Source organism: Psychromicrobium lacuslunae (assembly GCF_000950575.1).
In the GTDB taxonomy this organism is placed as follows: domain Bacteria; phylum Actinomycetota; class Actinomycetes; order Actinomycetales; family Micrococcaceae; genus Renibacterium; species Renibacterium lacuslunae.
Genome location: NZ_CP011005.1, coordinates 813,824 through 838,011, shown reverse-complemented (window position 1 = coordinate 838,011; position 24,188 = coordinate 813,824). Strand labels below are relative to the sequence as shown.

22 protein-coding genes are annotated in these 24,188 nt (G+C 58.7%); 6 read left to right on the top strand and 16 right to left on the bottom strand.

Annotated features, from left to right (window positions below; all coding sequences use genetic code 11):
* Positions 1-155 precede the first annotated feature (155 nt).
* From UM93_RS03845 to UM93_RS03790, 12 genes are all read right to left on the bottom strand, one after another.
* Positions 156-1,400 carry a phosphoglycerate kinase gene (locus UM93_RS03845; protein ID WP_045073771.1) on the bottom strand — a complete coding sequence of 415 codons (1,245 nt, stop codon included), beginning with the start codon at positions 1,398-1,400 and terminating at the stop codon, positions 156-158.
* Between the two features lie 216 nt (positions 1,401-1,616).
* Positions 1,617-2,624 carry a type I glyceraldehyde-3-phosphate dehydrogenase gene (gene gap / locus UM93_RS03840; protein WP_045073770.1) on the bottom strand — a complete coding sequence of 336 codons (1,008 nt, stop codon included), beginning with the start codon at positions 2,622-2,624 and terminating at the stop codon, positions 1,617-1,619.
* A 262-nt stretch (positions 2,625-2,886) separates the two neighbouring features.
* Positions 2,887-3,516 carry a superoxide dismutase gene (locus UM93_RS03835; protein ID WP_045076830.1) on the bottom strand — a complete coding sequence of 210 codons (630 nt, stop codon included), beginning with the start codon at positions 3,514-3,516 and terminating at the stop codon, positions 2,887-2,889.
* Positions 3,517-3,634: 118 nt separating this feature from the next.
* Positions 3,635-4,615: a DNA-binding protein WhiA gene (gene whiA, locus UM93_RS03830; RefSeq protein WP_045073769.1), complete on the bottom strand. Its 981-nt coding sequence runs from the start codon at positions 4,613-4,615 to the stop codon at positions 3,635-3,637.
* A gap of 39 nt (positions 4,616-4,654) precedes the next feature.
* Positions 4,655-5,671: a gluconeogenesis factor YvcK family protein gene (locus UM93_RS03825; protein ID WP_045073768.1), complete on the bottom strand. Its 1,017-nt coding sequence runs from the start codon at positions 5,669-5,671 to the stop codon at positions 4,655-4,657.
* Positions 5,671-6,561, bottom strand: a complete 891-nt coding sequence (rapZ, locus tag UM93_RS03820; protein ID WP_045073767.1) for an RNase adapter RapZ — start codon at positions 6,559-6,561, stop codon at positions 5,671-5,673. The genes UM93_RS03825 and rapZ overlap by 1 nt, the downstream gene beginning before the upstream one ends.
* 80 nt (positions 6,562-6,641) lie before the next feature.
* Positions 6,642-8,624 (bottom strand): excinuclease ABC subunit UvrC, encoded by a 1,983-nt coding sequence (gene uvrC, locus UM93_RS03815; protein ID WP_045073765.1) that lies wholly within the window; start codon positions 8,622-8,624, stop codon positions 6,642-6,644.
* Positions 8,625-8,733: 109 nt separating this feature from the next.
* On the bottom strand, positions 8,734-9,408 hold the full coding sequence (locus UM93_RS03810; RefSeq protein ID WP_045073763.1) for a lysophospholipid acyltransferase family protein: 675 nt from the start codon (positions 9,406-9,408) through the stop codon (positions 8,734-8,736).
* Positions 9,395-10,117, bottom strand: a complete 723-nt coding sequence (locus tag UM93_RS03805; protein ID WP_045073761.1) for an HAD hydrolase-like protein — start codon at positions 10,115-10,117, stop codon at positions 9,395-9,397. Before UM93_RS03805 ends, UM93_RS03810 begins: the two co-directional genes overlap by 14 nt.
* A gap of 87 nt (positions 10,118-10,204) precedes the next feature.
* Positions 10,205-13,114 carry an excinuclease ABC subunit UvrA gene (gene uvrA, locus UM93_RS03800; protein WP_045073756.1) on the bottom strand — a complete coding sequence of 970 codons (2,910 nt, stop codon included), beginning with the start codon at positions 13,112-13,114 and terminating at the stop codon, positions 10,205-10,207.
* A 37-nt stretch (positions 13,115-13,151) separates the two neighbouring features.
* Positions 13,152-13,532, bottom strand: a complete 381-nt coding sequence (locus UM93_RS03795) for a GntR family transcriptional regulator (RefSeq protein WP_045073754.1) — start codon at positions 13,530-13,532, stop codon at positions 13,152-13,154.
* A 120-nt stretch (positions 13,533-13,652) separates the two neighbouring features.
* Positions 13,653-14,114, bottom strand: coding sequence for a MarR family winged helix-turn-helix transcriptional regulator (locus tag UM93_RS03790; RefSeq protein ID WP_234399376.1), 462 nt, complete (start codon positions 14,112-14,114; stop codon positions 13,653-13,655).
* Positions 14,115-14,192: 78 nt separating this feature from the next.
* On the opposite strand from UM93_RS03790, the gene UM93_RS03785 reads away from it, so the two are divergent.
* On the top strand, positions 14,193-14,849 hold the full coding sequence (locus UM93_RS03785; RefSeq protein ID WP_045073750.1) for an MBL fold metallo-hydrolase: 657 nt from the start codon (positions 14,193-14,195) through the stop codon (positions 14,847-14,849).
* 34 nt (positions 14,850-14,883) lie between these two features.
* Here the strand turns inward: UM93_RS03785 and UM93_RS03780 are convergent, their stop codons facing one another.
* Positions 14,884-15,663 (bottom strand): trans-aconitate 2-methyltransferase, encoded by a 780-nt coding sequence (locus UM93_RS03780; RefSeq protein ID WP_082057008.1) that lies wholly within the window; start codon positions 15,661-15,663, stop codon positions 14,884-14,886.
* A 133-nt stretch (positions 15,664-15,796) separates the two neighbouring features.
* Between UM93_RS03780 and UM93_RS03775 the strand changes: the two genes are divergently transcribed.
* From UM93_RS03775 to UM93_RS03765, 3 genes are all read left to right on the top strand, one after another.
* Positions 15,797-16,240: an SRPBCC domain-containing protein gene (locus UM93_RS03775; protein WP_045073748.1), complete on the top strand. Its 444-nt coding sequence runs from the start codon at positions 15,797-15,799 to the stop codon at positions 16,238-16,240.
* A gap of 4 nt (positions 16,241-16,244) precedes the next feature.
* Positions 16,245-16,559 carry an ArsR/SmtB family transcription factor gene (locus UM93_RS03770; protein ID WP_045073746.1) on the top strand — a complete coding sequence of 105 codons (315 nt, stop codon included), beginning with the start codon at positions 16,245-16,247 and terminating at the stop codon, positions 16,557-16,559.
* Positions 16,560-16,645: 86 nt separating this feature from the next.
* A complete protein-coding gene (locus UM93_RS03765) occupies positions 16,646-19,183 on the top strand; it encodes a DEAD/DEAH box helicase (protein ID WP_045073743.1) in 2,538 nt (845 codons plus the stop codon).
* On the opposite strand, the gene UM93_RS03760 is transcribed toward UM93_RS03765, so the two are convergent.
* Together UM93_RS03760 and UM93_RS03755 are read right to left on the bottom strand one after the other, a co-directional pair.
* A complete protein-coding gene (locus UM93_RS03760; RefSeq protein WP_045073741.1) occupies positions 19,160-20,446 on the bottom strand; it encodes an MFS transporter in 1,287 nt (428 codons plus the stop codon). The two genes, UM93_RS03765 and UM93_RS03760, sit on opposite strands and share 24 nt — an antisense overlap.
* Complete coding sequence (locus UM93_RS03755) at positions 20,443-21,030, bottom strand: winged helix-turn-helix domain-containing protein (RefSeq protein WP_045073739.1); 588 nt, start codon at positions 21,028-21,030, stop codon at positions 20,443-20,445. The genes UM93_RS03760 and UM93_RS03755 overlap by 4 nt, the downstream gene beginning before the upstream one ends.
* Positions 21,031-21,102: 72 nt before the next feature.
* Here UM93_RS03755 and UM93_RS03750 point away from each other — a divergent pair, with 72 nt between their 5' ends.
* Positions 21,103-21,579, top strand: a complete 477-nt coding sequence (locus UM93_RS03750) for a GNAT family N-acetyltransferase (protein ID WP_045073734.1) — start codon at positions 21,103-21,105, stop codon at positions 21,577-21,579.
* Positions 21,576-22,877: an alpha/beta fold hydrolase gene (locus tag UM93_RS03745; RefSeq protein WP_045073732.1), complete on the top strand. Its 1,302-nt coding sequence runs from the start codon at positions 21,576-21,578 to the stop codon at positions 22,875-22,877. Before UM93_RS03750 ends, UM93_RS03745 begins: the two co-directional genes overlap by 4 nt.
* Here the strand turns inward: UM93_RS03745 and UM93_RS03740 are convergent.
* Entirely contained in the window at positions 22,837-24,186 is a 1,350-nt protein-coding gene (locus UM93_RS03740) for an MFS transporter (protein ID WP_234399375.1), read from the bottom strand. The two genes, UM93_RS03745 and UM93_RS03740, sit on opposite strands and share 41 nt — an antisense overlap.
* Between the last annotated feature and the right edge of the window lie 2 nt (positions 24,187-24,188).

Genomic DNA, 24,188 nt, shown 5'->3' with positions numbered 1-24,188 from the left:
TGCACGGTTCCTCTTCTGTCAGAAAACCATGCGTCCGGTAGCCAAGCAACACCGAGGCAACCTCAGGAAACACAAGGACTTATTACGCAACAGCGGCGGGCCGCACAAGAGTGCGGCCCGCCGCTGTTGCCGAGACCGGTTGAAGTTATTCTGGGTCAGTCGCGCTGCAGCGCGTCCAATCCCGGAAGTTCCTTACCTTCCAAAAATTCGAGGCTAGCCCCACCCCCGGTGGAAATATGACCGAATGAGTCCTCAGCGAAACCAAGGGTACGAACCGCGGCGGCTGAGTCGCCGCCACCGACCACGCTAAAAGCTGAACTGTCCGCCAGAGCTTGCGCGACTGCCTTGGTGCCAGCGGCAAAGGCTGGGAACTCGAAGACGCCCATCGGACCGTTCCAGAACACTGTTTTAGCGGCCAAAATCTGCTCGGCAAAGCTCTTGGCCGTTTCCGGACCAATATCTAGTCCGATTCCTTCGGCACCGAAACTACTGGATTCAATGGCATCTGCGGCGACTAGTTCGTGCGCGGCGTCGGCGGCGAATTTCTCCGCCACCACTACATCGCTCGGCAGCAAGAATTCGGTGCCAGCGGCAGCGGCTTTAGCCAGGTATTCCCTGACGGTGTCGATCTGATCGGCTTCCAACAGACTTGCGCCGACCGAATGTCCTTGAGCCGCGAGGAAGGTGAAAAGCATCCCGCCGCCAACCAAAATCTTGTCCGCTTTACCGATCAGATTGGCTATCACCGCGAGCTTATCGGAGACCTTAGAGCCACCCAGCACCACTACATAGGGACGCTCGGGGTTTTCGGTGAGCTTCTGCAGCACTTCAAGTTCAGTGCGTACCAAATCGCCTTGGTAGCTTGGCAGCGTCTTGGCTAAGTCGTAGACACTGGCGTGCTTGCGGTGCACGGCACCAAAAGCATCATCGACAAAAGCGGCGTTCGCTCCGCCAAGGGCGGCAAATTCAGCCGCCAATTCCTGACGTTCTTCGTCCCCCTTGGAAGTCTCACGGGGGTCAAAGCGCACATTCTGCAGCACCAAAACTTGGCCATCTTGCAGTGCGGCCGCGGCGGCCTGCGCCGCACTTCCGGAAACATCATCGGCGAGTGAGACGGACACCTCGGTTAGCTCAGCGAGCCGTTCAACGGCTGGTTTCAGCGAATACTTCTGCTCCGGAACGCCTTTAGGGCGGCCCAAATGTGCCAGCACTAGTACCCGCGCACCGGCAGCCGCAAGTTTTTCGATCACCGGCAACGAAGCCCGTAGTCGACCGTCATCGGTCACCGTTTGTTTTCCATCTTCAGCGCCAGAAAGCGGAACATTCAGGTCACTACGGACCAAGATGTACCGCCCCTGAACACCTTCGGCGAGCAGTTCGTCAAGGGTGTGTAATGTCATACCCCCAGCTTATCGCCCGAGGGGCCCTGGCTGAACTTATGAAGCTGGGGAGGGCGAGAAGCGTTATCCCCACTTCCTCCCAAGACTCGTCCCTCGCCTCGGGGCCCCCGGAAGCGTGGGCCCAGCCCGAGGGGCCCTCGCTGACACATCGAGTGTGCAGATCTACACGTTTTGAGCCATGTTTAAGATGTAGATCTGCACACTCGGCGGCCTACTTTAGAGCTTGGATGCCACCAGTTCGGTCAAATCCACCAAGCGGTTCGAGTAGCCCCACTCGTTGTCGTACCAGGAAACTACCTTGACCTGATTGCCAATCACCTTGGTCAGACCCGAGTCGAAGATCGAGGACGAGGGGTCAGTGACGATATCCGAGGAAACGATCGGATCCTCGGTGTAGCTCAGGTAACCCTTAAGCGGGCCTTCGGCGGCGGCTGCCTTGTAGGCGGCGTTGACTTCCTCAACCGTCACCTCACGGGAAACCGTCGCGGTCAGATCGGTCACTGAACCGGTCGGCACCGGAACCCGCAGCGCGTAGCCATCAAGCTTGCCCTTAAGCTCTGGAAGCACCAGACCGATAGCCTTGGCGGCACCGGTCGAGGTAGGCACGATATTGATTGCGGCAGCGCGCGCCCGGCGTGGATCTTTGTGCGGGCCATCCTGCAAGTTCTGATCCGCAGTGTAGGCGTGCACGGTGGTCATCAGGCCACGCTCAATACCGAAGTTATCGTTCAGCACCTTGGCTAGCGGGCCGAGGCAGTTAGTGGTGCAGGAAGCGTTGGAGATGATGTGATGCTTCGCCGGATCGTAATCACCGTCGTTCACGCCGAGCACGATGGTGACGTCCTCGTCGGTAGCCGGAGCGGAAATAAGTACCTTCTTGGCGCCGGCATCAATGTGCTTCTGAGCATCGGCGGCCTTGGTGAAGAACCCGGTGGATTCAATCACGATCTCGGCGCCCAGTTCAGCCCACGGAAGATTGGCTGGATCACGCTCGGCCAATACCTTAATGGTCTTGCCATTGACCACTAGGTGACCGTCAACGACCTCAACGCTGGCCTTGATCCGGCCGGTCACCGAGTCGTATTTGAGCAAGTGAGCTAGGGTTTCTGGGCTGGTCAGGTCGTTTACTGCAACGACTTCCAGATCAGCGCCCTGTTCAAGAGCTGCGCGGAAGTAGTTGCGGCCAATGCGGCCGAAGCCATTAATGCCAATCTTTGTGGTCACGCTTCAATCTCCTAGGTGCTTGTGGCCCGGGGGCTCACACAGTTCAAAGGTTCATTGCCGAACCCTTGATATAACGGTTCTCGCACGACTCTGGGCAGAGATGATTTACCAGTTGAAGGTTTACGCCAAGTTACGGCGACGAAAAACCTTCCGTGATCCATCTTACGTTTAACTGGCTTTGCCCCCGCAAATGCGAGGGCAAAGCCAGCACGTTTTCACGGTTATGTGACGTAAGTTACAGTCACTTTCCGGGTAACCGAGACTAAAGGACGATCAACCCGGTGGCGTTTGCGCGCGCCGCGTCGAAGCGCTTGGCAACATCGACCCAGTTCACGATATTCCAGAAAGCCTTGACGTAGTCGGCCTTCACATTGACGTAATCCAGGTAGAAGGCATGCTCCCACATATCGAGCATCAGCAGCGGCGTAGTGCCGACGGCGACGTTGCCCTGCTGATCGTAAAGCTGCTCGATCAGCAAATTGCCGCCGATCGGCTCATAGGCCAGGAATGCCCAACCGGAACCCTGCAAACCCAGCGCCGCAGCGTTGAACTGGGCACGGAAGGCGTCGAATGAACCGAAAGCATCGTCAATAGCAGCTGCCAGCTCACCCTCGGGCTTGTCGCCACCATCCGGAGAAAGATTATTCCAGAACACCGAGTGATTGGTGTGTCCGCCGGTGTGGAAAGCCAGATCCTTGGAAAGCCGGTTGATATTCGCGAAGTCATTCTTTTCCCGAGCTTCGGCCAGTTGAGCCAGCGCATTATTAGCGCCGGTGACATAAGCCGCATGGTGCTTATCATGGTGCAGTTCCATGATTCGGCCGGAAATATGGGGCTCAAGAGCCGCATAGTCATAAGGCAGATCGGGAAGTGTGTACTCTGTAGCGCTCACGGTTCCTCCATAGAATTCGATAATTTCAGTGACAAGCACTGCCACCTCTCGTAATAACGTCACATTTTTGTGATGTATTTCGGAATGGCAGATCTTTTTTTGAAACTCTTCTCCTAGGCTATTCCTCAAGCATCTCGAGTGTCACATTGGCCTCGGTTCCCGGGATGCCAAGATCCGAAGCGCGCTTGTCCGCCATCGCCAGCAACCGACGAATTCGCCCGGCAATCGCGTCCTTGGTCATCGGCGGATCGGCTAGCCGACCCAATTCATCAAGCGAGGCTTGTTTGTGCGCAACCCTCAATTCACCGGCATATTTCAGATGATCCGGCACGTCCTCGCCAAGGATCTCCAAAGCCCGATCCACTCTGGCGCCGGCGGCCACTGCGGCCTGAGCCGAACGGCGTAAATTAGCGTCATCGAAATTCGCCAAACGGTTAGCGGTGGCGCGCACTTCCTTGCGCATTCTGGATTCTTCCCAGGTCAAAAGGGTCTGATGAGCGCCCATTCTGGTCAGCAGCGCTGCGATGGTGTCGCCATCCCGAATCACCACTCGGTCAATGCCTCGGACTTCGCGGGCTTTGGCCGCAATGCCCAGGCGACGGGCTGCTCCTACCAAGGCGAGCGCGGCTTCCGGTCCCGGGCAAGTCACCTCGAGCGAGGAGGATCGACCGGGTTCGGTGAGAGAACCATGAGCCAGGAAGGCACCGCGCCAGACAGCTTCCACATCAGCCATCGAACCGTTCACCACCACCGAGGGCAAGCCTCGCACCGGCCGCCCCCGGCTGTCCAGCAGTCCAGTCTGCCGGGCTAAGGCTTCGCTTTCCCGGACCACCCGGACCACGTAGCGATTTCCGCGGCGCAGTCCACCGCCGGAGACCACGATGATCTCGCTTTGATGACCGTACAGTTCGGCAATAGCCACTCGCAACCGGCGTGCGGTAGCGGCGAGGTCGACTTCCGCCTCGATGACAATCCTGCCGGAAATGATGTGCAAGCCGCCCGCAAACCGCAGCATTGCGGAAACCTCGGCCTTACGGACCGGTGCTTTACGCACTTCGAGCCGAGACAGCTCCTCTTTAACCGCCGCTGTCAATGCCATCTACATTCCGTTCTGTCTATCTGCAAATCTCATCATCGGCTAACCACCAGCAAAAATGTCGTGGAACGCCGCCGCCAATCGTAGCGGATCATGCACCGGTTGCCGATTGCTCACCCGCACTCGGCTCAACACCACCTCGGCCCCCAATGCGGAGGCCGCCAGTTCAAACTCGGCACGATCACCGACACTAGTGGGATCTGCTAACACTACATCGACGCCAAATTCTGGCGCATACTTGGCAATCACCCGAAGATGGTCGGCAGCACTCATTCCCGCGGCTTCTTTGTCATTCACATCCAGGTTCATCGCCAAACAACGCTTAGCTGGGGTGGCACACAGCGCCTGACGTAGCTCTGGCAGCAACAAATGCGGCAGCACCGAGGTATACCAGGATCCGGGCCCTAGGATCACCCAATCGGCCAATTCAATTGCTTCCAGGGCCTCTACACAGGCCGGGGCGGTCTCCGGGATTAGCCGGACCTGATCCACCACGCCGACGCTGGCTAAGGCTGCCTGCCCGGTCACCGTGCGGACAGTTTCCACGCCCTGCGAGTCGATGTTCCGGCTCTCACCTTGAATCGTCAACGGCACGCTAGCCATCGGCAACACCTGACCACGGGCGCCGAGTAATGCGCCAGCCCATTTCAAGCCATCGACGGTATCACCCAGCAGCTCCCACAGTGTCACGATTAGCAAATTTCCCATCGCGTGCTGATCGAGGGAACTTTCTTTGCCTGGCTTGGCCGCGAAACGATGCTGCATCACATCCCGCCAGGTGCGCCCCCAGTCGGTATCGTCGCAGAGCGCAGACAGCGCCATCCGTAGATCTCCGGGTGGTAGCACGCCTAGTTCCTCGCGCAACCGTCCCGAGGAACCGCCGTCGTCGGCCACCGTGACGATGGCTGTCAATTCGCTGGTTAGCAGCCGCAAGGCGGACAACGAAGCGGAGAGCCCGTGCCCGCCGCCTAAAGCCACCACCGAGGTGTCGTTTCCGCCGCCGTCGCTTGCCCTATTTTTCGGCGGAATAAGCGGCAGCGGTCCGGTGAGCAACCCCACTATTCGCGCCCTAAATCACGGTGCCGGGTACTGACCGCGACGCGGGGCAGCTGAGCTAGTCGTTTGGCGAGCTCGACCGAGACAGCTACCGAACGGTGTTTGCCGCCGGTGCAGCCGACGGCGATGGTGGCATAGTGTTTATTCTCACGCCGGTAGCCTTCGAGCACCGGCTCCAGCGCACGAACGTAGCGGGTGACGAATTCATTGGCGTTATTGTCAATCAAAACGAAATCGCTGACGTCCTTATCCAGCCCGGTATGCGGACGCAGTTGCGGCACCCAATGTGGGTTCGGCAGGAAACGCACATCGGCGACATAGTTAGCGTCCACCGGTAATCCGTATTTAAAGCCAAAGCTCATCACAGTAAGCCGGAGCACCACCGGGCCCGAATCTGAGAACAAATCGGTAACCTGGCTGGCCAGTTCATGCACGTTCCGGGCCGAGGTGTCGATCACGATATCGGCGGCATCCCGCAACTGAGCCAGTAACTCCCGCTCGGCGGCAATACCGTCGAGCATCCGGCCATCACCTTGCAAGGGGTGCGGTCGCCGGCCCTGCTCAAAGCGACGCACCAGGGTATCGTCATCAGCATCGAGGAAGAGCACCCGATAACTAATCCCGCTGGCAGCCAGCATATTCAGGGAATCTCGGATATCGGCGAAGAAAGCTTTACCGCGCACATCGACGACCACCGCCAGTTTGGGTAGCGCCTGAGGCGTCCTAGCCACCAGTTCAGCGAGCGTGCCGAGCATCTGCGGCGGCAAATTCTCCACCACATACCAGCCGTGATCTTCCAGCGCATTGGCAGCCGTGCTGCGCCCAGCACCCGACATACCGGTGACTACCAGCAACTCTGATTCTTGCGGTTTCACCGGGGTGAGGTCTGCCATCTCCACCTATCCTTTGATCCGGTTCTAGCCGGTCGCGATTGCGCCAAGCTACCTTCCAGCCTAGTCAAGATTCAGCCTAGCTAAGTTTCCAGAATTTCGCCGGTACTCATATTCACCGCCGGTGCAGCTTGCGCATCCTGCAGTGCCTGGTGGATAGCCTCACCGAGCACCGGACCTACTCCCTTGACCTCAGTGAGCTCCTGAACGCTGGCCGCCCTCAGTTTTTTCACCGATCCGAAATGCTTCAACAGGGTCTTGCTTTTCGACTCCCCCAGTCCGGGGATTTCGTCCAGCAGCGAAGCGGTCATTGACTTGGCGCGCTTTTGACGATGGAAGGTGATGGCAAAGCGGTGTGCCTCATCACGAATCCGTTGCAGCAGGTAGAGCCCCTGCGAGCTACGCGGCAGGATGACCGGAAAATCATCGTTCGGTAACCAGACCTCTTCCAGGCGTTTCGCCAGACCAACCACAGCGACGTCGCTAATGCCTAAATCGGCTAGCGCTCTGCTGGCAGCCGCGACCTGCGGTGGGCCGCCGTCGACCACTACCAAATTTGGTGGATAAGCGAATTTACTCTTCGACCCGGCTTCAATGCCTTCTTCGGTGATCTCATAGGTCACCTCAGTGCTCGCCAACGCCTCGGCGCGTTCCTGCTGCTCCTGCAGGTAATGCCGGAACCGTCGGCTGATCACGTCGTACATTGAAGCGGTGTCGTCCTGCGCAGCAGCTCCGCTGATGGAGAACTTCCGGTACTCGCTCTTCTTGGCTAAGCCGTCCTCCACGACCACCATTGAGGCCACCACATTGGTGCCCTGTACGTGCGAAATGTCATAGCACTCAATCCGCAGCAACGGCATTTGAAGACCGAGCGCGTCTTGCAATTCCTTGAGCGCCAATGAGCGTTGGTTCAGGTCCCCGGCACGCTTGGATTTATGCAGTTTCATCGCCTGTTCGGCATTGGATTCGACCGTTTCCATCAGCGCCGCCTTGTCGCCGCGCTGCGGAACCTTGATCTCCACCCTTGATCCGCGCAGTCCGCTCAGCCAGGTGCTCAGCTGCTCGGCGTTACTTGGCATTTCAGGCACCAGAATCTGCCGCGGAATCTTATCGTCGGCATCACGTTGACCGCTTTCTTCGCCGTAGACCTGTTGGAGCAGATGTTCGACCAGCTCTGCGGGCTCCAGATCTTCGACCTTTTCCACTACCCAGCCCCGTTGACCGCGAATCCGGCCGGCGCGCACATAGAAAACCTGTACCGCTGCCTCAAGCTCGTCTTGGTGCACCGCGAAGATATCGGCGCTGGTGTCCTCAGGTAGCACCACCGCGTTGCGCTCGAAAACCTTCCGTAACGCAATAATGTCATCGCGCAGTCGAGCGGCCTGTTCATAATCCAGTTCAGCCACCGCCGCGGCCATCTGCTTCTCCAGCGAGCTAATAAAACGCTTCGCTTCCCCGGCCATAAAAGAGCAGAACTCCTCGGCAAGCTGCCGATGATCCTGCTCGCTGATCTTTCCAACGCAAGGTGCCGCGCACTTATCGATGTAACCGAGCAGACAGGGACGACCACTCTGTTGGGCGCGCTTGAGCACACTCGGGCTGCAAGTACGCACCGGGAACACTCGCAGTAGGGTATCCACGGTTTCCCTGATGGCGCCGGCCGTGTACGGGCCAAAGTAACGGACTCCCTTGCGACGCTCGCCTCGCATCACCTGAACCCGTGGGAATTGCTCGCCCATGGTGACAGCAAGATAGGGGTAGCTCTTGTCATCACGAAAGGCGAGATTGTATCGAGGGGCGAATTCTTTAATCCAGGTGTACTCGAGCTGCAAAGCCTCCAGCTCGCTGCCCACAATGGTCCATTGCACGCTGGCCGCAGTATGCACCATTGCATAGGTCTTAGGCAGCAGCGTTGCCGGGTTGGCGAAATAGGAGGTCAGCCTGGCCCGCAGGTTCTTAGCTTTGCCAACATAGATCACCCGACCGTGTTCATCACGAAAGCGATAGACACCAGGGTTAGTGGGGATTTCACCGGTTTTCGGCCGGTAACTCAGCGGATTTGCCACATATTTATCCTAGTCCCCGGCACCGACATCCGACGTGCTCAGCGGATCACCACCGGACTACCACTGGACTACTACTGAGCTGTCACTGAACTGATGTTACGGGGCCGCTTCAGCCCTCGTCGCTCGACTTGCTCTTGTTGTAGCCCTCGGCGCGTTCCTGGCCACTCAGCTCGGCAATTGCATCCATAATGGCGTCGGTGGCTGCCCGACGGGCTGGCAATGAGTGGTCAGTTCCGGTCTTCTCGAACTGTAGGGGCTTGCCGACAATCATCGAGAAGTGTTGCGGTCGAATTCTATTGCTTCCAGCCGGCTGAAGTTTTTCGGTGCCCTTCAGGCCCACCGGAATCACCGGGGCTCCGGTGGTGAGCGCTAGCCAGCCAACTCCGGTGCGGCCGCGGTACAGCTTGCCGTCACGTGATCTGGTGCCCTCCGGGTAAATTCCGACGCCGTCGCCCTCGGCCAAGATGTCCAATAGTGATTTAAGGGCCGCTACGCTAGCAGCCTGTTCGCCTCTTTCAACCGGGATCGAGCCGACTGCAGAGAAAAAGGACTTCATCATTCGGCCCTTGAAACCTTTTGTAGTGAAGTATTCAGCTTTAGCGAAGAAGGCGACCTTACGCGGCATCAAGGTCTGCACCAGTACGCTGTCCAAAAAGGACAGATGGTTGGGCGCAACAATAAACGGACCGTCCTTGGGCACGTTCTCCAAACCGGTAATGGTGGGTCGGCAGGTCAGCGCAATCGCACCACGAGCCGTCCCCCGGGCGGCGTCATAAAGAGCCATTCGCCACCTCCAAAGCAAAATATTCGCTGATTCTCGCCAACAGTTCTTCCGCCGAATCCACGGTGTGGATCGCACCGGCCTTCTCAAGTTCCCCGGTTGCAGAGAATCCCCAGTTCACCCCAAGACAGTCCAGGCCATTAGCCCGCGCCCCCAGCACGTCATGCGCCCGGTCACCAACCATAATTGCTCGCGGGGGTGAGGACAATTCTTCGAGTGCGGTTTCAATAATGCGCTGCTTTGGTGGCAAAGAATCTGCAGTGTTCAGGGCCTCGTTCTCTGCCGCGCCCGAAACTGCCTGAAAAAAACCACTCAACCCGTGAGTATCCAACAGCACCCTAGCCAGCGAGAGCGGCTTTTGGGTCGCCAGCCCGATTAAGAAACCGCGACGACGTAGCGTCTCCAGCAACTCAACCATGCCCGGGTAGGGCCGACCCATGGCGATGCCACGGGCCGAATACCACTCTCGGTACGCGGCGACTACAGCCGAAAGCTTATCGGCCGGAAAATTCGGCAGGGCTAATAAACCTTCGGAAAGCTTCGGGCCAACCATCGCGTTGAGAATGTCTTGTTCCGGAACCGGCAGAGCCATGCTCTGCAGTGCATATGCGATTCCTTGGGTGATACCACCCGCTGGATCGACCAACGTTCCATCGAGATCGAATAACACCGCAAGGCGATTATTCTGTTGGTCGAGCGGCAGGTTCGTCATCACCGACCTAGTTTCTCACGACAAGCTGCCAGCAGCCGCACGCATGCCAAATCTGGAATATACACTCTCGAAGTGATAGCCGATCGACTAAAGAACTTCCCGCAGGAAGGTCGCGGTATAGCTTTCTTTTGACTTGGCGACTTGCTCCGGGGTGCCGGTGGCGATCACCTGGCCACCACCCGAACCGCCGTCCGGTCCAAGGTCAACCAACCAGTCAGCACTCTTGATCACATCGAGGTTGTGCTCAATGGTGATAACGGTATTGCCCTTTTCCACCAAGCCCTGCAGGACCAAAAGGAGCTTGCGAATATCCTCGAAGTGCAAGCCCGTAGTCGGTTCGTCCAGAACATAGATGCTTCGACCGTTGGAACGCTTCTGCAACTCGGACGCCAGCTTCACTCGCTGCGCCTCGCCACCGGATAACGTGGTGGCGGGCTGCCCGAGTCGAACATAGCCCAGGCCAACATCGACAAGGGTTTTTAGGTGCCGTGCGATAGGGGTAAAGGCCGCGAAGAACTCGGCCCCTTCTTCAATCGGCATATTAAGCACATCGGCGATTGTCTTGCCCTTGTAATGCACCTCAAGGGTTTCCCGGTTGTAACGTGCGCCGTGACAGACCTCGCAGGGCACATACACGTCGGGCAGGAAGTTCATTTCGATTTTGAGCGTGCCGTCACCGGAACAGGCCTCGCAGCGACCACCCTTGACGTTGAAGGAGAACCGGCCCGGCTGATAACCGCGGACCTTTGCTTCAGTGGTTTCCGCGAAAAGCTTACGGATATTATCGAAAACGCCGGTGTAGGTGGCCGGGTTGGAGCGCGGCGTGCGACCGATAGGGCTCTGGTCGACGTGCACCACCTTATCGAGATGCTCAAGGCCTTCGACCCGAAGATGCCGGCCAGCCACCTGCTTCGCCCCATTGAGTTTATTGGCCAGTACCTTATAAAGGATTTCGTTCACCAAGGTCGATTTGCCAGAGCCCGAAACCCCGGTGACGGCGGTGAAGAGCCCGAGCGGAAACACCGCGTCAATATTGCGCAGATTGTTCTCCCGCGCCTGCACTACCTTCAGCACGCGCGACTTATCGAATTTGCGCCGTTTCTTCGGCACCTCGATCTTCTTGCGTCCGGAAAGATAATCGCCGGTAAGCGATTTAGTGTTGGTAAGCAGATCGGCCAGCTGGCCAGAGTGCACCACCTCACCGCCGTGCTCCCCCGCGCCAGGTCCAATATCAACCACCCAGTCAGCTTCGTGAATGGTGTCTTCGTCGTGCTCAACCACGATCAGGGTATTACCCAAGTCCCGCAAGCGAGTCAGGGTCTGAATGAGCCGTCGATTATCGCGCTGATGCAAGCCGATTGACGGCTCATCGAGCACATAGAGCACCCCGACCAGCCCGGAGCCGATCTGAGTAGCCAAGCGAATTCGTTGCGCTTCGCCACCGGAGAGCGTCGCTGAGGCCCGTTCCAAGTTCAGGTACTCAAGACCGACGTCCAGCAGGAACTTCAATCGGGCCTGAATTTCTTTAAGCACCTGCGCGGCGATCTGCGCTTCCCGGCTGCTAAGTTCCAGCGAGGAAAGGTACTCGTAGCATTCCCGCATCGGCATCGCGGCAACCGAGGCAATCGACTTGCCATTGATCAGCACCGAGAGCGATGCGGGGTTTAGCCGCGCGCCGCCGCACTCGGGGCAAGGGATCTGCCGCATGTATTCTTCGTAGCGATCCCGCGCATAGTCGGATTCGGTCTCTAGGTGCTTGCGGTGGATGTACTGCACCACGCCTTCGAAGCCCGTGCTGTATTTACGTTCGCGACCAAAACGGTTGCGATACTGCACGGTCACCTTGTGATCCTTGCCATACAGAATCGACTGTTTGGCGAGATCAGAAAGCCCCTGCCAAGGGGTGCTCATCTTAAAGCCGAGTTCCTTGCCCAAGCCTTCCAGCAAACGGTTCCAATACTCGGTGGTCGCGGTGCCCAAGGACCACGGCGCAATCGCTCCTTCGGAAAGCGATAGCTCCGGATTCGGCACCACGAGTTCTTCGTCGACCTCAAGTTTCGTGCCGATCCCGGTACAGGCTGGGCAGGCGCCGAAGGGGTTATTGAAGGAGAACGAGCGCGGCTCGATTTCATCAATAGCAAGCGGGTGTTCATTCGGGCAGGCCAGGTTCTCGGAAAAGGCCCGCACCCGGCCGGGCTCCCCTTCATCCAGGTCGACTAGTTCCACCAGCACTCGTCCCTCGGCAAGCAAGAGCGCGGTTTCCACCGAATCGGTGAGACGCTGCTGAATGCCGGAACGCACCACCAGACGATCGACCACAACTTCAATGGTGTGCTTGTACTGTTTGCCCAGTTTGGGCGGCTCGGCGAGTTGGATCTGCTCGCCGTCCACCTTGGCCCGTGAATATCCCTTAGCGGAGAGTTCCTTGAAAAGATCGACAAACTCGCCCTTGCGGCCACGCACCACTGGGGCGAGTACCTGGAATCGGGTCCCTTCCTCCATTTCCAGCAGCTGATCAACGATTTGTTGCGGCGTCTGCCGAGTGACTGGCTCGCCACAGATCGGGCAGTGTGGTCTGCCGACCCTCGCCCACAGCAAACGCATGTAGTCATAGATTTCGGTAATGGTGCCTACCGTGGACCGAGGGTTTTTCGAGGTTGATTTCTGGTCAATCGAGACCGCAGGTGAGAGGCCTTCAATGAAGTCGACGTCCGGCTTATCAACTTGGCCCAAGAACTGGCGCGCGTAGGCGGAAAGCGATTCCACGTAGCGGCGTTGCCCTTCGGCGAAGATGGTGTCGAAAGCCAAGGAGGATTTACCCGAGCCAGAGAGGCCGGTGAAAACAATCATGGAGTCCCGCGGCAGATCGAGATCGACGTTGCGCAGGTTATGCTCGCGAGCACCTTTAACGACCAGCCGGGACATATCGGGTTTCTTGACCGGGGCCAGCTCGTCAAGCGAAGAAGTCATCAGGTCAGATTCTTGGGCTTTGGGCACACGCATATCCTAATCGAAAATGTCTTCGAATGAAAAGCTAGGCTTTGAGCGCTTCGGTAATCATCGCTAGTGCCTCTCGATGGCTGAGACCCTGTTGATGGACGACGGCGGCGAAAGTCTCGGCGGCCTCCGCCACTCGGGCTCGGAGCTGGTCTCCGGCCGCGCTGATCACGGTGCCATTCCGACCTTGGGTGCGCACGATGCCAGCCTGCTCAAGTTCCTTGATCGCCCGGGCCACAGTGTTAACTGCCAGCCCGCTACTGGCCGCAAGCGCCCGCACCGACGGTAGCCGATAACCCACCGGCAGCACTCCGCGGCTGGCCAAATCAGCTATCAGCTGACGCAGTTGCTCGAAGGGAGCCACGCTGGATTGCGCCGAGGGCTGCCAATTACTGAGGGCCTGATCCGCTGAGCTCATCGAAGCACCGCCGTCTCATCGGTGGGTAGATCATCGATCCGAGACATCTAAAGCTCCTGATAAATTTTGATCACTCGGATGAAGTGATCAATCACTAAGCAGCGCCGCTCAACAGCGCCACTATGCTGAGAGAGATTCGCCTTTGGGTGAATTTAATAACGCATCGGTGAGTCGAGAAACCGCCTGCAATGCCTGTCGCGCCTCCCCCTCGTCCCAATCCGTGAGCTGAGCGCGCAATCTTGCCGAGCGTCTGGCCATCACCCTGGCCAGCAATTCGGTACCCTGTGGAGAAACCTCGATCAAGGTCGCCCGGCCGTCCTCTGGATCGGGGCGACGAGTCACATAACCTTGCTCGTCAAGCTCCGCCAACTGCCTGGATAACGCACTGGGACCGATGCCCATGGTTTCCGCCAAGGCGGTCGCCCGGCACTCGCCGCTCTGTGAAAGCAGCCCGACAATACCGATATGCGCTACCCCGACGCCTTCAATCGAAGGTTCGTGCGAGGCGCTCTTGAGCGCGCGGAAAAGGCGGAATACCTCACTGACGAGCTCGGCGAGAGTTTGATCCTCGACAGCCATCATGCCTCCAAAGACTAGTTGCTTGACTTAGTCAACTATATACCCTCCGCGGCTGTCAGCTCGCCGGTCTATCCTGAAGCAATGCAGCAGAAAATCTGGCAACTCGACGCTCTCAGCATTCGGCGCATCGTGGTAGGTGAACTGGACAATAATGTCTACCTGCTCACCGCAAGGAATAGCGGTGCGCAAGTGTTGATCGATGCCGCCGATGACACTGCGGCGATCATTGAGCTACTCGACTCGGCTAAGGCCGATGTTGCCGCCGACATCGACACTCAACTGGTCGCCGTGGTGACCACCCACTCGCACCCTGATCACCATCGCGCATTGGCCGAAATGATCGAAAAAACCGGGGCCACCACGGTGGCCGGCAGCCTGGATGCGGCAGCCATTCCGGTACCAATCGACGTTCCGGTTGAGCACGGTGATCGCGGCGATTTCGACGGTTTCTCGCTGGAAGCCATCCACCTGCGCGGCCACACCCCGGGTTCGATTGCCCTGCTCTACCAGGCTCCCGGTGGGCCCGCCCAGCTTTTCAGCGGGGACTCACTATTCCCCGGCGGAGTGGGTAACACTCAGCGGGATCCAGAGCGTTTTGCACAGTTGTTTGGCGACGTCTGCGAGCGCATTTTTGACCGACTCCCCGACGACACCGTGGTACACCCGGGGCACGGTAAGGAAACTACCCTTGGCGCTGAACGTCCAGCCCTGGCGGATTGGCAGGCTCGGGGCTGGTGATTGGACACCTCAGCGAAGCGGGCTAACCGCGAGTTCAGCCTTTCTGCCCCACCACGAAGATCCGTCGGAACGGGAAAACCGTCCCGTACTCACGCGGCGGGTAGGCCTGATCCAGCTGGACCGAATATTCGGCCTCAAAACGCTCCGCTTCTTCGGCACTCAGTGCATTGAGCACCGGACGCAAGCCGGTGCCGCGCACCCAGTTAAGCACCGCAGAGTCGCCCTGCAACACTTGCTGATAGGTGGTTTCCCAAGCGTCCGCTCGCATCCCGGCGTCGATGAAGATTTGGAGATATTCTGCCGGCTCCGACACCGCATCCCGGTGCCGCAGCACCCCCGCCAGCCGCTCGGACCAGGCCGCAGATTCCGCCAATTCCCGCATGAGCCGATGCGAGTCTGCGCCGAAGTTCCCCGGTACCTGCATAGCAAACCAGGCACCTGGTTTGAGGGCAGCCAACCAGCCTTTGAGTAATTCCTGATGCCCGGGCACCCACTGCAGCACGGCATTGGTGGTCACCACATCCACCCGCTCGGGCGGAGTCCACTCCGCAACATCGGCGAGCGCAAAGGAAAGGTTTGCTGGATGCGCTTGTTGCTCAGCAGCGGCGACCATCTCAGCAGAGGAATCGAGTCCAAGCACCTCGGCAGCGGGCCAGCGTTCTGCCAGAGTTGCGGTGAGATTTCCTGGTCCGCAACCGAGGTCTATGACTTGCTTCGGCTGCTCGGCCAGTACCCGAGCAGTTAGGTCAAAGAACGGACGGTTGCGAAAATCCCCGAACTGCACATACTTCTTGGGATCCCAGGTAATGGCCATACTTCCTCCACGATGAGTTGAGTTACTGCCTTGAGAGTACCGCTATTTTCGACGCTCAACGATTCGGTCGGGGACTTGCAGAAAATTTGGTAATCTGCAACCATATAGTTGCAGATTACGTCCAGGAGGAATCATGACAGAAGCACTTTCGATTACCCGCACAGTACAGATCCAGGCCAGCCAGCAGAAGGTCTGGCAAGCGCTCACCGAAGCCGATTTGATCGCCCAGTGGTTCGGCAACCACGCCACCATCGACTTGCGGCCGGGCGGCGCAATGTGGCTCCGCTGGGACGAGTACGACGCCGAGGGGCGCGCCGAAGTGGTCGAGGTCTCGCCGATCAGCCGCTTTTCGTTCCGCTGGGAACGCACCCCGCAAACCGGCCCACTCCGCGAGGACAACCTGACCCTGGTGGTGTTCGAGTTGAGTGAGCAGGATGGCGGCACGTCCTTGACCGTGACTGAATCCGAATGGGAAAAGCTCGCGCTCAGTGAGACCGAAATTCGCTCGGCAATGGAAGATAACCGCGGTGGCTGGGTTGGCGAGCTTAACGATTTGATCGCTTTCCTGGAAAAGTAGGCCGGTGCGCACCGACCTGGTCAGCCGTTGTGCCGCCCTGGGAGACGCCAATCGCTGGCAGATTCTGGAGTTATTAGGCAGCCAGAGCCTTTCCGCCTCGGCACTCGCTGCAACTCTGCCGATTAGTCGGCAGGCAATAGCAAAACATCTCGCAATCCTCACCGAAGTTGGCCTGGTCAACAGTCAGCGATTTGGCAAGGAACTCCGCTACACCGCGCTCGGCGCAGAACTTTCGAAATTAGCTGCATTGCTGGAGCAAAGCGGTCAGGAATGGGATCGCAGACTAGCGGCAATCAAGCGGATTGCCGAAAGCCTCTGAGCCTTCGACTTTCGAACCATCCGACAGCCAGTCCGCTGCAGGTCTGCCGCCCTGCGAATCTTCAGCTGACGATAGGCTTAGCAGTGATGAACCTTCTCGATCAGCTCCCGGCCGCCTCGGCCGACGATATCTATCAGGACTTCGTCGACTGGACCCTGGACCGAGGCATCGAGCTCTACCCGGCACAAGAAGAAGCCGTGATGGAACTGGCCAGTGGCAGCAATGTCATCCTGGCCACCCCGACCGGCTCCGGGAAGTCTCTGGTGGCGGTAGCCGCGCACTTTGTGGCCCTAGCCGCTGGTCAACGAAGCTATTACACCGCCCCGATCAAGGCCTTGGTCTCGGAAAAATTCTTCGCGCTCATCGAGATCTTCGGTGCGCAGAATGTCGGCATGGTGACCGGCGACTCCGCGGTTAATCAGGACGCCCCGATCATCTGCTGCACCGCCGAGATCCTGGCGAATATTGCGCTACGAGAGGGAGCGGCTGCTGAGTTGGGCGTGGTGGTGATGGATGAGTTCCATTACTACGCCGACCCACAACGTGGCTGGGCTTGGCAGGTCCCACTGCTCGAACTCCCGCAAGCCCAGTTCTTACTGATGAGCGCCACGCTGGGGGATGTGAGCAGCTTCGAAACAGAGCTCACCGAACGCACCTCTCGGCCTACCGCCACGGTAACCTCGGTGGAACGCCCCATTCCGCTGAACTTCTACTACGTGGAAACACCGGTGCACGAGACTCTTGAGGAGCTGCTGAGCACCCATCAGGCCCCTATTTACGTGGTGCATTTCAGCCAGGCCGAGGCGATTGAACGTGCTCAAACCTTAATGAGCATCAATATGTGCTCTAAAGAGGAGAAGCTGCAGATCGCCGAGCTGATTGCTCAGTTCCGTTTCTCGGCCGGCTTCGGCAAAACTCTCAGCCGATTGGTCCGGCACGGCATTGGCGTGCATCATGCAGGCATGCTGCCAAAGTACCGACGGCTCGTCGAACAACTAGCACAGGCTGGTCTGCTCAAAGTGATTTGCGGCACCGATACGCTGGGCGTCGGTATAAATGTGCCAATCCGCACGGTGCTTTTCACCGCGCTCAGTAAGTACGACGGGGTACGCACCCGGGTGCTGCAGGCTCGGGAATTTCATCAGATCGCTGGCCGCGCCGGTCGGGCTGGCTTCGATACCGCCGGAACTGTCGTGGTGCAGGCACCGGAACACGTGGTGGAGAATGTGCGTGCAATGGCCAAAGCACAGGCCAAGTTTGGCGACGATCAGAAGAAACTACGCCAAGTGGTGAGAAAGAAACCACCAGAAGGTTTTGTCTCCTGGGGAGAACCAACCTTCAACCGCTTAGTGGAGGCCGAGCCGGAGCCGCTGACCTCAAGTTTCACGGTCAGCCACGCCATGCTGCTCAATTTGCTCGAGCGGCCTGGCAATCCCTTCGTCGCGGCCCGGCGGTTACTCACCGAGAACCGCGAGTCCCGCAGTAAGCAGCTCGGACTGATCCGAAAGGCCCTCGGCATTCTGCGGGAATTGTTGACTGCGGGTGTGCTGGAACGAATTCCTGCCGAGGAACAAGGCAGTGACGGCCGGACCTTACGGCTTACCGTGCATTTACAAATGAATTTTGCACTCAATCAGCCGCTCTCCCCTTTCGCGTTAGCGTCCTTAGAGCTCCTCGACCCCGAGTCACCGAGTTACGCTTACGACGTCGTCTCAGTGATCGAATCCACCCTGGAAAACCCGCGCCAGATCCTCTCGGCGCAGCTCAAATATGCCCGTTCAGAGGCCGTTGCCGCGATGAAAGCCGACGGCGTTGACTACGACGCCCGGATGACGGTACTTGATGAATTGAGTTATCCGCAACCCTTGGGCGAGCTCCTCAGGCAGGCTTTCGACACTTACCGCAAAGCTGCACCCTGGCTTGGTGACTTCGAGGTCGCTCCGAAGTCGATCGTCAGGGACATGATTGAGCGTGCGATGAACTTCGGCGAGTTCGTGCGCTTCTACTCGCTGTCCCGCAGCGAAGGCATTGTGCTGCGCTACTTGGCGGACGCTTATCGTGCGCTGCGGCAAACAGTACCGAGCAACGCTTTGACCGAGGACCTTTCGGATCTGATTGCGTGGCTCGGTGAGACCGTGCGTCAAGTTGATTCGAGTTTGATCGATGAATGGGAGGCGCTGGCCTCCGGCACGGGCGAGGACATTGCTGAACTGGAAGGAGCCACCGACTCGCTCAGCACGGCGCCACCTGCGCTGAGCAAAAACGAACGCGCCTTCCGGGTGATGGTACGCAACGAGCTATTCCGCCGGGTGGAACTGGCCTCCAGAGATGATTACCAGGGCTTGGGCGAATTGGATGCCGAAGCGGGGTGGGACGCCGACCGCTGGGCCGACGCACTCCAGGATTACTGGGATGAATACGATGAACTCCCCGCTGATTCGGCGGCCCGCGGCCCAGCGCTCTTCGTGCTCAGCGGCACTGACAGCAGGACCTGGTCGGTGCGACAGATTATCGATGATCCGGCCGGGAATCACGACTGGTCAATCACCGCGACAGTTGATCTCGATGCTTCAGACGAAGAGGGCTACGCGGTGCTGCGGTTAACTAACTTCGGCTCGGGCTAGCCTCGCCTTGGCCAGATCCTTCGCCTCCATCTTTCGGAAGCTAGGGATAGCCAGCGGGGAGAGGGTCACCACGGTATAGCTCACCCCGATCACTAGGAAACATAGGGTGAGGCTGAAAGTATCGGCGGCCAAGCCGGCGATAAAAGCACCAAGCGGCATGCCCGCCCAGGCCCCAGCCTGGCTGAGCCCGAAAACCCTGCCGCGCATCCCTGGCGGCACCAGCTCTAACTGCACCGTGCCCAGGATCGGATTGAGCGAACCGGCCGCCAGCCCGGATACTGCGCAGCCCACAACTAGCCACTCCAGCGGAAGATTTGCGGCAAAAAACGCGATAGACGGTCCGCCGGCCAGCGTGAAGCACAGCACAAAAGTCAGTCTCCGAGGCAGCCGATGGGCGAGGAATCCGAAGAGGATAGAGCCAAGAAGTGCTCCGCCGCCAAAGACCGAGAGAATTAACCCTAGTGCGGCCGCGCCACCGAGTTCCTGCTGGGCATAGAGCGGCATCAGCGTAGACATCCGGGCGGCATCGAAAAAGTTGGTAAGCAGCACCAACACGGTCAGAGCCAGCAGCAAAGGACTGTCCTTCACAAAACGAAAGCCATCGGCTAGCTCCGCCCAGTAACTAGAACGGGCTACCTGCTCAGGAGGATTTTTCGAGGTACTTGCTGTTACCGGATGAACTATTGTCCAGGTCAACAAAGCCGAGACGGCGAAACTCACCGCATTGACGAAGAGCGTATTCGTCGCACCCAATCCTGCCACTAATAGTCCGGCTAAGGGAGCGCCTAACATGCTGGCCAAGCGCTCCATACCGTCGATAAATCCTACGGATCGTTCCAACCTGATATTGCCGGCCGCGGACAGTTCTGGCAATAGCACACGGCGTGCCGTCTGCCCTGGTGTGTCCAAGAGGCCGCTAAGAAAAACCAGAGCGAGTAAAGCCCAGAACGGTAGCCCGACGGTCAACGCCAGGAGTGGGATCGCTAACACGGTGATCCCACTGGTCAGGTCCGCGGCAATGCTGGCATTTCGATAGCCAATCCGGTCCGAAATCACACCGCCGAGCGGGCCTCCGATGACCACTGGGATGGCGGCGAACGCGGCCGCCAGGCCAACTTCCACGCCTCCCCCACCACTGGACAACACATAGAAGGGCACAGCAAAGAGGGTGACTACATTGCCGATTTGAGATACCGCGTGCGCCGAAAGTAGACCGACCAGGCTCCGTTTGCTTCGATGTTTCGCAGCGTTCTGGTAGTTCATGGGGTGCGAAAGGCTTGGTAGATCACGGTGACTGTTTCGGTCTCGCTGCTTTGCCCACGCTGATCGCTACGGGCCTGGAATTTGCCGACCACTTGATCCAGCTCGTCGCGCAGCTCCGCCAGCTCGGCAGCAGTCAGTTCCAGACTATGATCAGAACTCGCCGCAGCCGCTACCCAATCCGGGGATAACTCCGGCAAGACATCCAGATAGCTGTTCATCAAGCTGGCGTAGTGCTGCACGATCACCCGGTGCATGGCAGTGGCTGCGGCCAGACCAGCGGGATCATTGAGTAATTCAGCGGGCTTCCAACTGGTGAACTGATGTCGCGAGCGCCACCAACGTTCACGTTTATCGGCACTCTCCTCCGGCGCTTCTTCGATCAAGCCCACCGAGGCCAGTTTGCCCAGGTGATAGCTCACCGTGCCTGGAGCTTCATCGACAATCTCACCGAGCAATGCCGCGGTCTGCGGACCGTTAGTCCGGAGCATCCCGAGCAAGCGCAAACGAGTTGGATGGGCTAGTACGCGCATCGCCGCAACATCTGTTAACTCGATGACTTCCGGAGTCTCCTTGGCAACGTTCATTAACTCAGATTAGATCAACAACAACTGTTGCGCAATATCTCTTGTGGATATTTTCTAGGCTAGTCTCAAGGAATGAGTATTCGCCCCGCCGCTCGCACCGATGTGCCCGTCATTCTCGAACTGATCCATGATCTGGCGATCTATGAAAAGGAGCCGAACGCCGTCAAAACCACCGAAGCCATGCTCGAAGCCGCCTTGTTCGGCGACTCCGCAAAAGTTTTCGCACATATCGCCGAGAACCAGCATGGCGTTCAGGGCTTCGCTTTGTGGTTCCTGAACTACTCCACCTGGGAAGGCGTTCACGGCATCTATCTCGAGGACCTCTACGTTCGTCCCGAGGCGCGAGGTGGTGGCCACGGCAAGGCGTTATTGAAAAATCTGGCCAGCATTGCCATCGAGCAAGGCTACGCTCGGGTCGAATGGAGCGTCTTGAAGTGGAATACGCCCTCAATTGATTTCTATCGTTCGCTGGGGGCTGCCCCGATGGCAGAATGGGACACCTTCCGTTTGACCGGGAAGGCTCTTGAAAACTTCGGAGCACAGGCATGAATCCAGCACAGCACCGACTAGGTCAAACACACAGCAGAGAAGAGCATCTTTACCGAGAGCATTGGTTTTCGGTGCCACTGGATCATCAAAAACCAGAGGGTGAGACAATCGAGGTCTTTGCCAGGGAAGTCTCGCGCCACGATGCCCCCGAAGCACCGTGGATTGTCTATTTCCAAGGCGGCCCAGGGCATCGAGCTGACCGCCCGCTGGCCCCTAGCGGCTGGCTCAAAGAAGCCCTCAAGGACTACCGGGTGCTGCTTCTCGACCAGCGCGGCACCGGGCTCTCATCCCCGATCAATCAGCAGACGCTGCCGCTACGTGGCGATACTCAGCAGCAGGCCAACTATCTCAGTTTTTTCCGCGCGGACTCGATTGTCGCGGATGCCGAGGCAATTAGGTTCGCACTCAACAGCGAACCTTGGTCGATTCTTGGCCAGAGCTTCGGAGGTTTCTGCTCACTGAGTTACCTTTCCTTCTACCCGGAAGGGCTCCGCGAGGTTTTCATCACCGCTGGCCTAGGCCCACTGCAGGGGCACCCCGACCAGGTCTATAGGGCCACCTATCAGCGCACCGCTGCTCGGAACGATGAGTATTTTGAACGTTATCCGGAAGATCAGCCATTGGCCCAGCGGATCGCGCAACACCTGAGTCAGGTCATCGAGCTGCTTCCCACCGGGGAACGGCTCAGCGCACACCGTTTTCAAATGCTCGGCTCCTTTCTCGGCGGAAACAGCAGGATTGATGGGCTGCATTACCTGCTGGAAGACGCCTTTGTAGAAACCCCGGCCGGACTTAGGCTTTCAGATGCCTTCCTGGCCCAGGTCTCCTCGATCGTTTCCTACGCACAGAACCCGCTCTACGCTGTGCTGCATGAGGCTTGCTATGGGCAAGGCGCAGCAAGCAACTGGTCGGCGGCTCGGATTGCGGCTGAACGCGGCGATTTCGCTCCGGACTCCATCCCGTTTAGATTTACCGGTGAGGCGATTATGCCCTGGTATTTTGACGAGGATCCGGCTTTGCAACCGCTTCAGGAAGTAGCCGAATTGATCGCCCAAAAAGACGACTGGCCTGATCTTTATGATCTAGACCAGCTCGCCCATAACCAGGTCCCGGTTGCTGCCACCGCCTACTTCGATGACATCTACGTCGATCACGGCCTAGCGGTGCAGACCGCCCGGGCAGTACAAGGTCTGCAACTTTGGGAAACTGGCGAATACCACCACGACGGTCTGCGGGCTGATGGCGAGAAGATTTTCGCTACTCTACGGGGGCTGTTGCGAAACGGGTCGCCCGGCTGACCAAGGCCAGCCAGAGCAAAACCGCCAGCACCAGCAGTGCGGCGATCAGGTTCAGTCCGCTGTAACCCCAATAGGCCAAGGCCAGACCAGCCAGAATGCTGCCAATCGCCGCGGTAAACCCCATCAGGGTGTCTGACACCCCCTGGGTGAGTACCCGACTTTCCGGGGCGACGCTTTCGCTCAATAGCGTCGCCCCGGCAATGGTCGAAGCCGACCAGCCCAGGCCCAGCAACACCAGGCCAACGGTTACCGAGGTGCTGTCTTGCTGCCCAAAACCTGCAATAGCAGCAGAGCCCAGCAGTAACAGCTGTCCGGCGGCAATAACCTGAAGTCTGCCGAAACGGTCGCTCAGCCAGCCAAAGAGCGGCGATAGCGCGAACATGCCAGCGATGTGCAGCGAAATGCTGAAACCAATCACGGCCAGCACGTCAGTGCCGTGATGGCCCATCGCCGAATGTGCGTCCAGCTGTTGCAGATGCAGGGGCGTCATTGACATCACCGAGACCATCACGACGTGCGAACCGATCACCGCCAGCAACGCCATCAGCGCTCTGGGCGAGGTTCGAATGGCGGCGAGCCCGGTCCTTAAGGAACGACCGGGCCAGCCACCGACAGCACTCGGCGTGGCCGCGCTCCGCGCAGTCAAGGCCTGGCTGCGTTGCGCCAACCGCAACGGATCGGGGCGTAGCGCAAGACTGAGCAAGGTAATCGCGCAGAGTAGTGCGGCGGCTGAAAACAAGAAGGGGCCAGCCATTTCAGGTAGCCCGAAAAAGCTGCCGAGTTGCGCTCCGGCTTTGACCAGATTCGGTCCAGTCACCGCCCCGACAGTGGTCGCCCAGACCACAATGGAAAGATCCCGACCGCGATGCTGCGGGGATGCCAGATCGGTGGCCGCAAACCTCGACTGCAAGTTAGCCGTGGTGCTCAGCCCCATCGCAATACCGCCCAACAGTAACAGCGGGAAAGAACGCAGCGAGGCAGCCAGGATCATCAGCACAGCCCCTAACAGGGCGATACTGAGGCAGCTGACCAGCGAAATCCGCCGACCACGCCGGGCGGCCAGAGTCGCCATCGGCAGCGCGGTAAAGGCAGCGGCAAGGGTCAGCACGGTGGTGATCGAGCCAGCCCAGGCCTCGGAACCGCTCAAATCGACAGCGAGCAGCGAGCCAATGGAAAGCGCTGCGCCATTGCCGACGCCGCCAAGTAGCTGAGCGCCAGCCAGCACCCCAACGGTGCGGCGTTGCACGGCGATTAGCGGAGCACTCAACGACTCGTTTTCCGGAACCGAACCATCATTGAACCCAGACACTC

Bases quoted from the DNA above. Each gene is read 5' to 3' on its own strand.
- UM93_RS03845 (WP_045073771.1), bottom strand. From the start codon at position 1,400: ATGACATTACACACCCTTGACGAACTGCTCGCCGAAGGTGTTCAGGGG.
- whiA (WP_045073769.1), bottom strand. From the start codon at position 4,615: ATGGCATTGACAGCGGCGGTTAAAGAGGAGCTGTCTCGGCTCGAAGTG.
- rapZ (WP_045073767.1), bottom strand. From the start codon at position 6,561: ATGGCAGACCTCACCCCGGTGAAACCGCAAGAATCAGAGTTGCTGGTA.
- UM93_RS03810 (WP_045073763.1), bottom strand. From the start codon at position 9,408: ATGGCTCTTTATGACGCCGCCCGGGGGACGGCTCGTGGTGCGATTGCG.
- UM93_RS03805 (WP_045073761.1), bottom strand. From the start codon at position 10,117: ATGACGAACCTGCCGCTCGACCAACAGAATAATCGCCTTGCGGTGTTA.
- UM93_RS03795 (WP_045073754.1), bottom strand. From the start codon at position 13,532: ATGAGCTCAGCGGATCAGGCCCTCAGTAATTGGCAGCCCTCGGCGCAA.
- UM93_RS03790 (WP_234399376.1), bottom strand. From the start codon at position 14,114: ATGATGGCTGTCGAGGATCAAACTCTCGCCGAGCTCGTCAGTGAGGTA.
- UM93_RS03785 (WP_045073750.1), top strand. From the start codon at position 14,193: ATGCAGCAGAAAATCTGGCAACTCGACGCTCTCAGCATTCGGCGCATC.
- UM93_RS03780 (WP_082057008.1), bottom strand. From the start codon at position 15,663: ATGGCCATTACCTGGGATCCCAAGAAGTATGTGCAGTTCGGGGATTTT.
- UM93_RS03775 (WP_045073748.1), top strand. From the start codon at position 15,797: ATGACAGAAGCACTTTCGATTACCCGCACAGTACAGATCCAGGCCAGC.
- UM93_RS03765 (WP_045073743.1), top strand. From the start codon at position 16,646: ATGAACCTTCTCGATCAGCTCCCGGCCGCCTCGGCCGACGATATCTAT.
- UM93_RS03760 (WP_045073741.1), bottom strand. From the start codon at position 20,446: ATGAACTACCAGAACGCTGCGAAACATCGAAGCAAACGGAGCCTGGTC.
- UM93_RS03755 (WP_045073739.1), bottom strand. From the start codon at position 21,030: ATGAACGTTGCCAAGGAGACTCCGGAAGTCATCGAGTTAACAGATGTT.
- UM93_RS03750 (WP_045073734.1), top strand. From the start codon at position 21,103: ATGAGTATTCGCCCCGCCGCTCGCACCGATGTGCCCGTCATTCTCGAA.
- UM93_RS03745 (WP_045073732.1), top strand. From the start codon at position 21,576: ATGAATCCAGCACAGCACCGACTAGGTCAAACACACAGCAGAGAAGAG.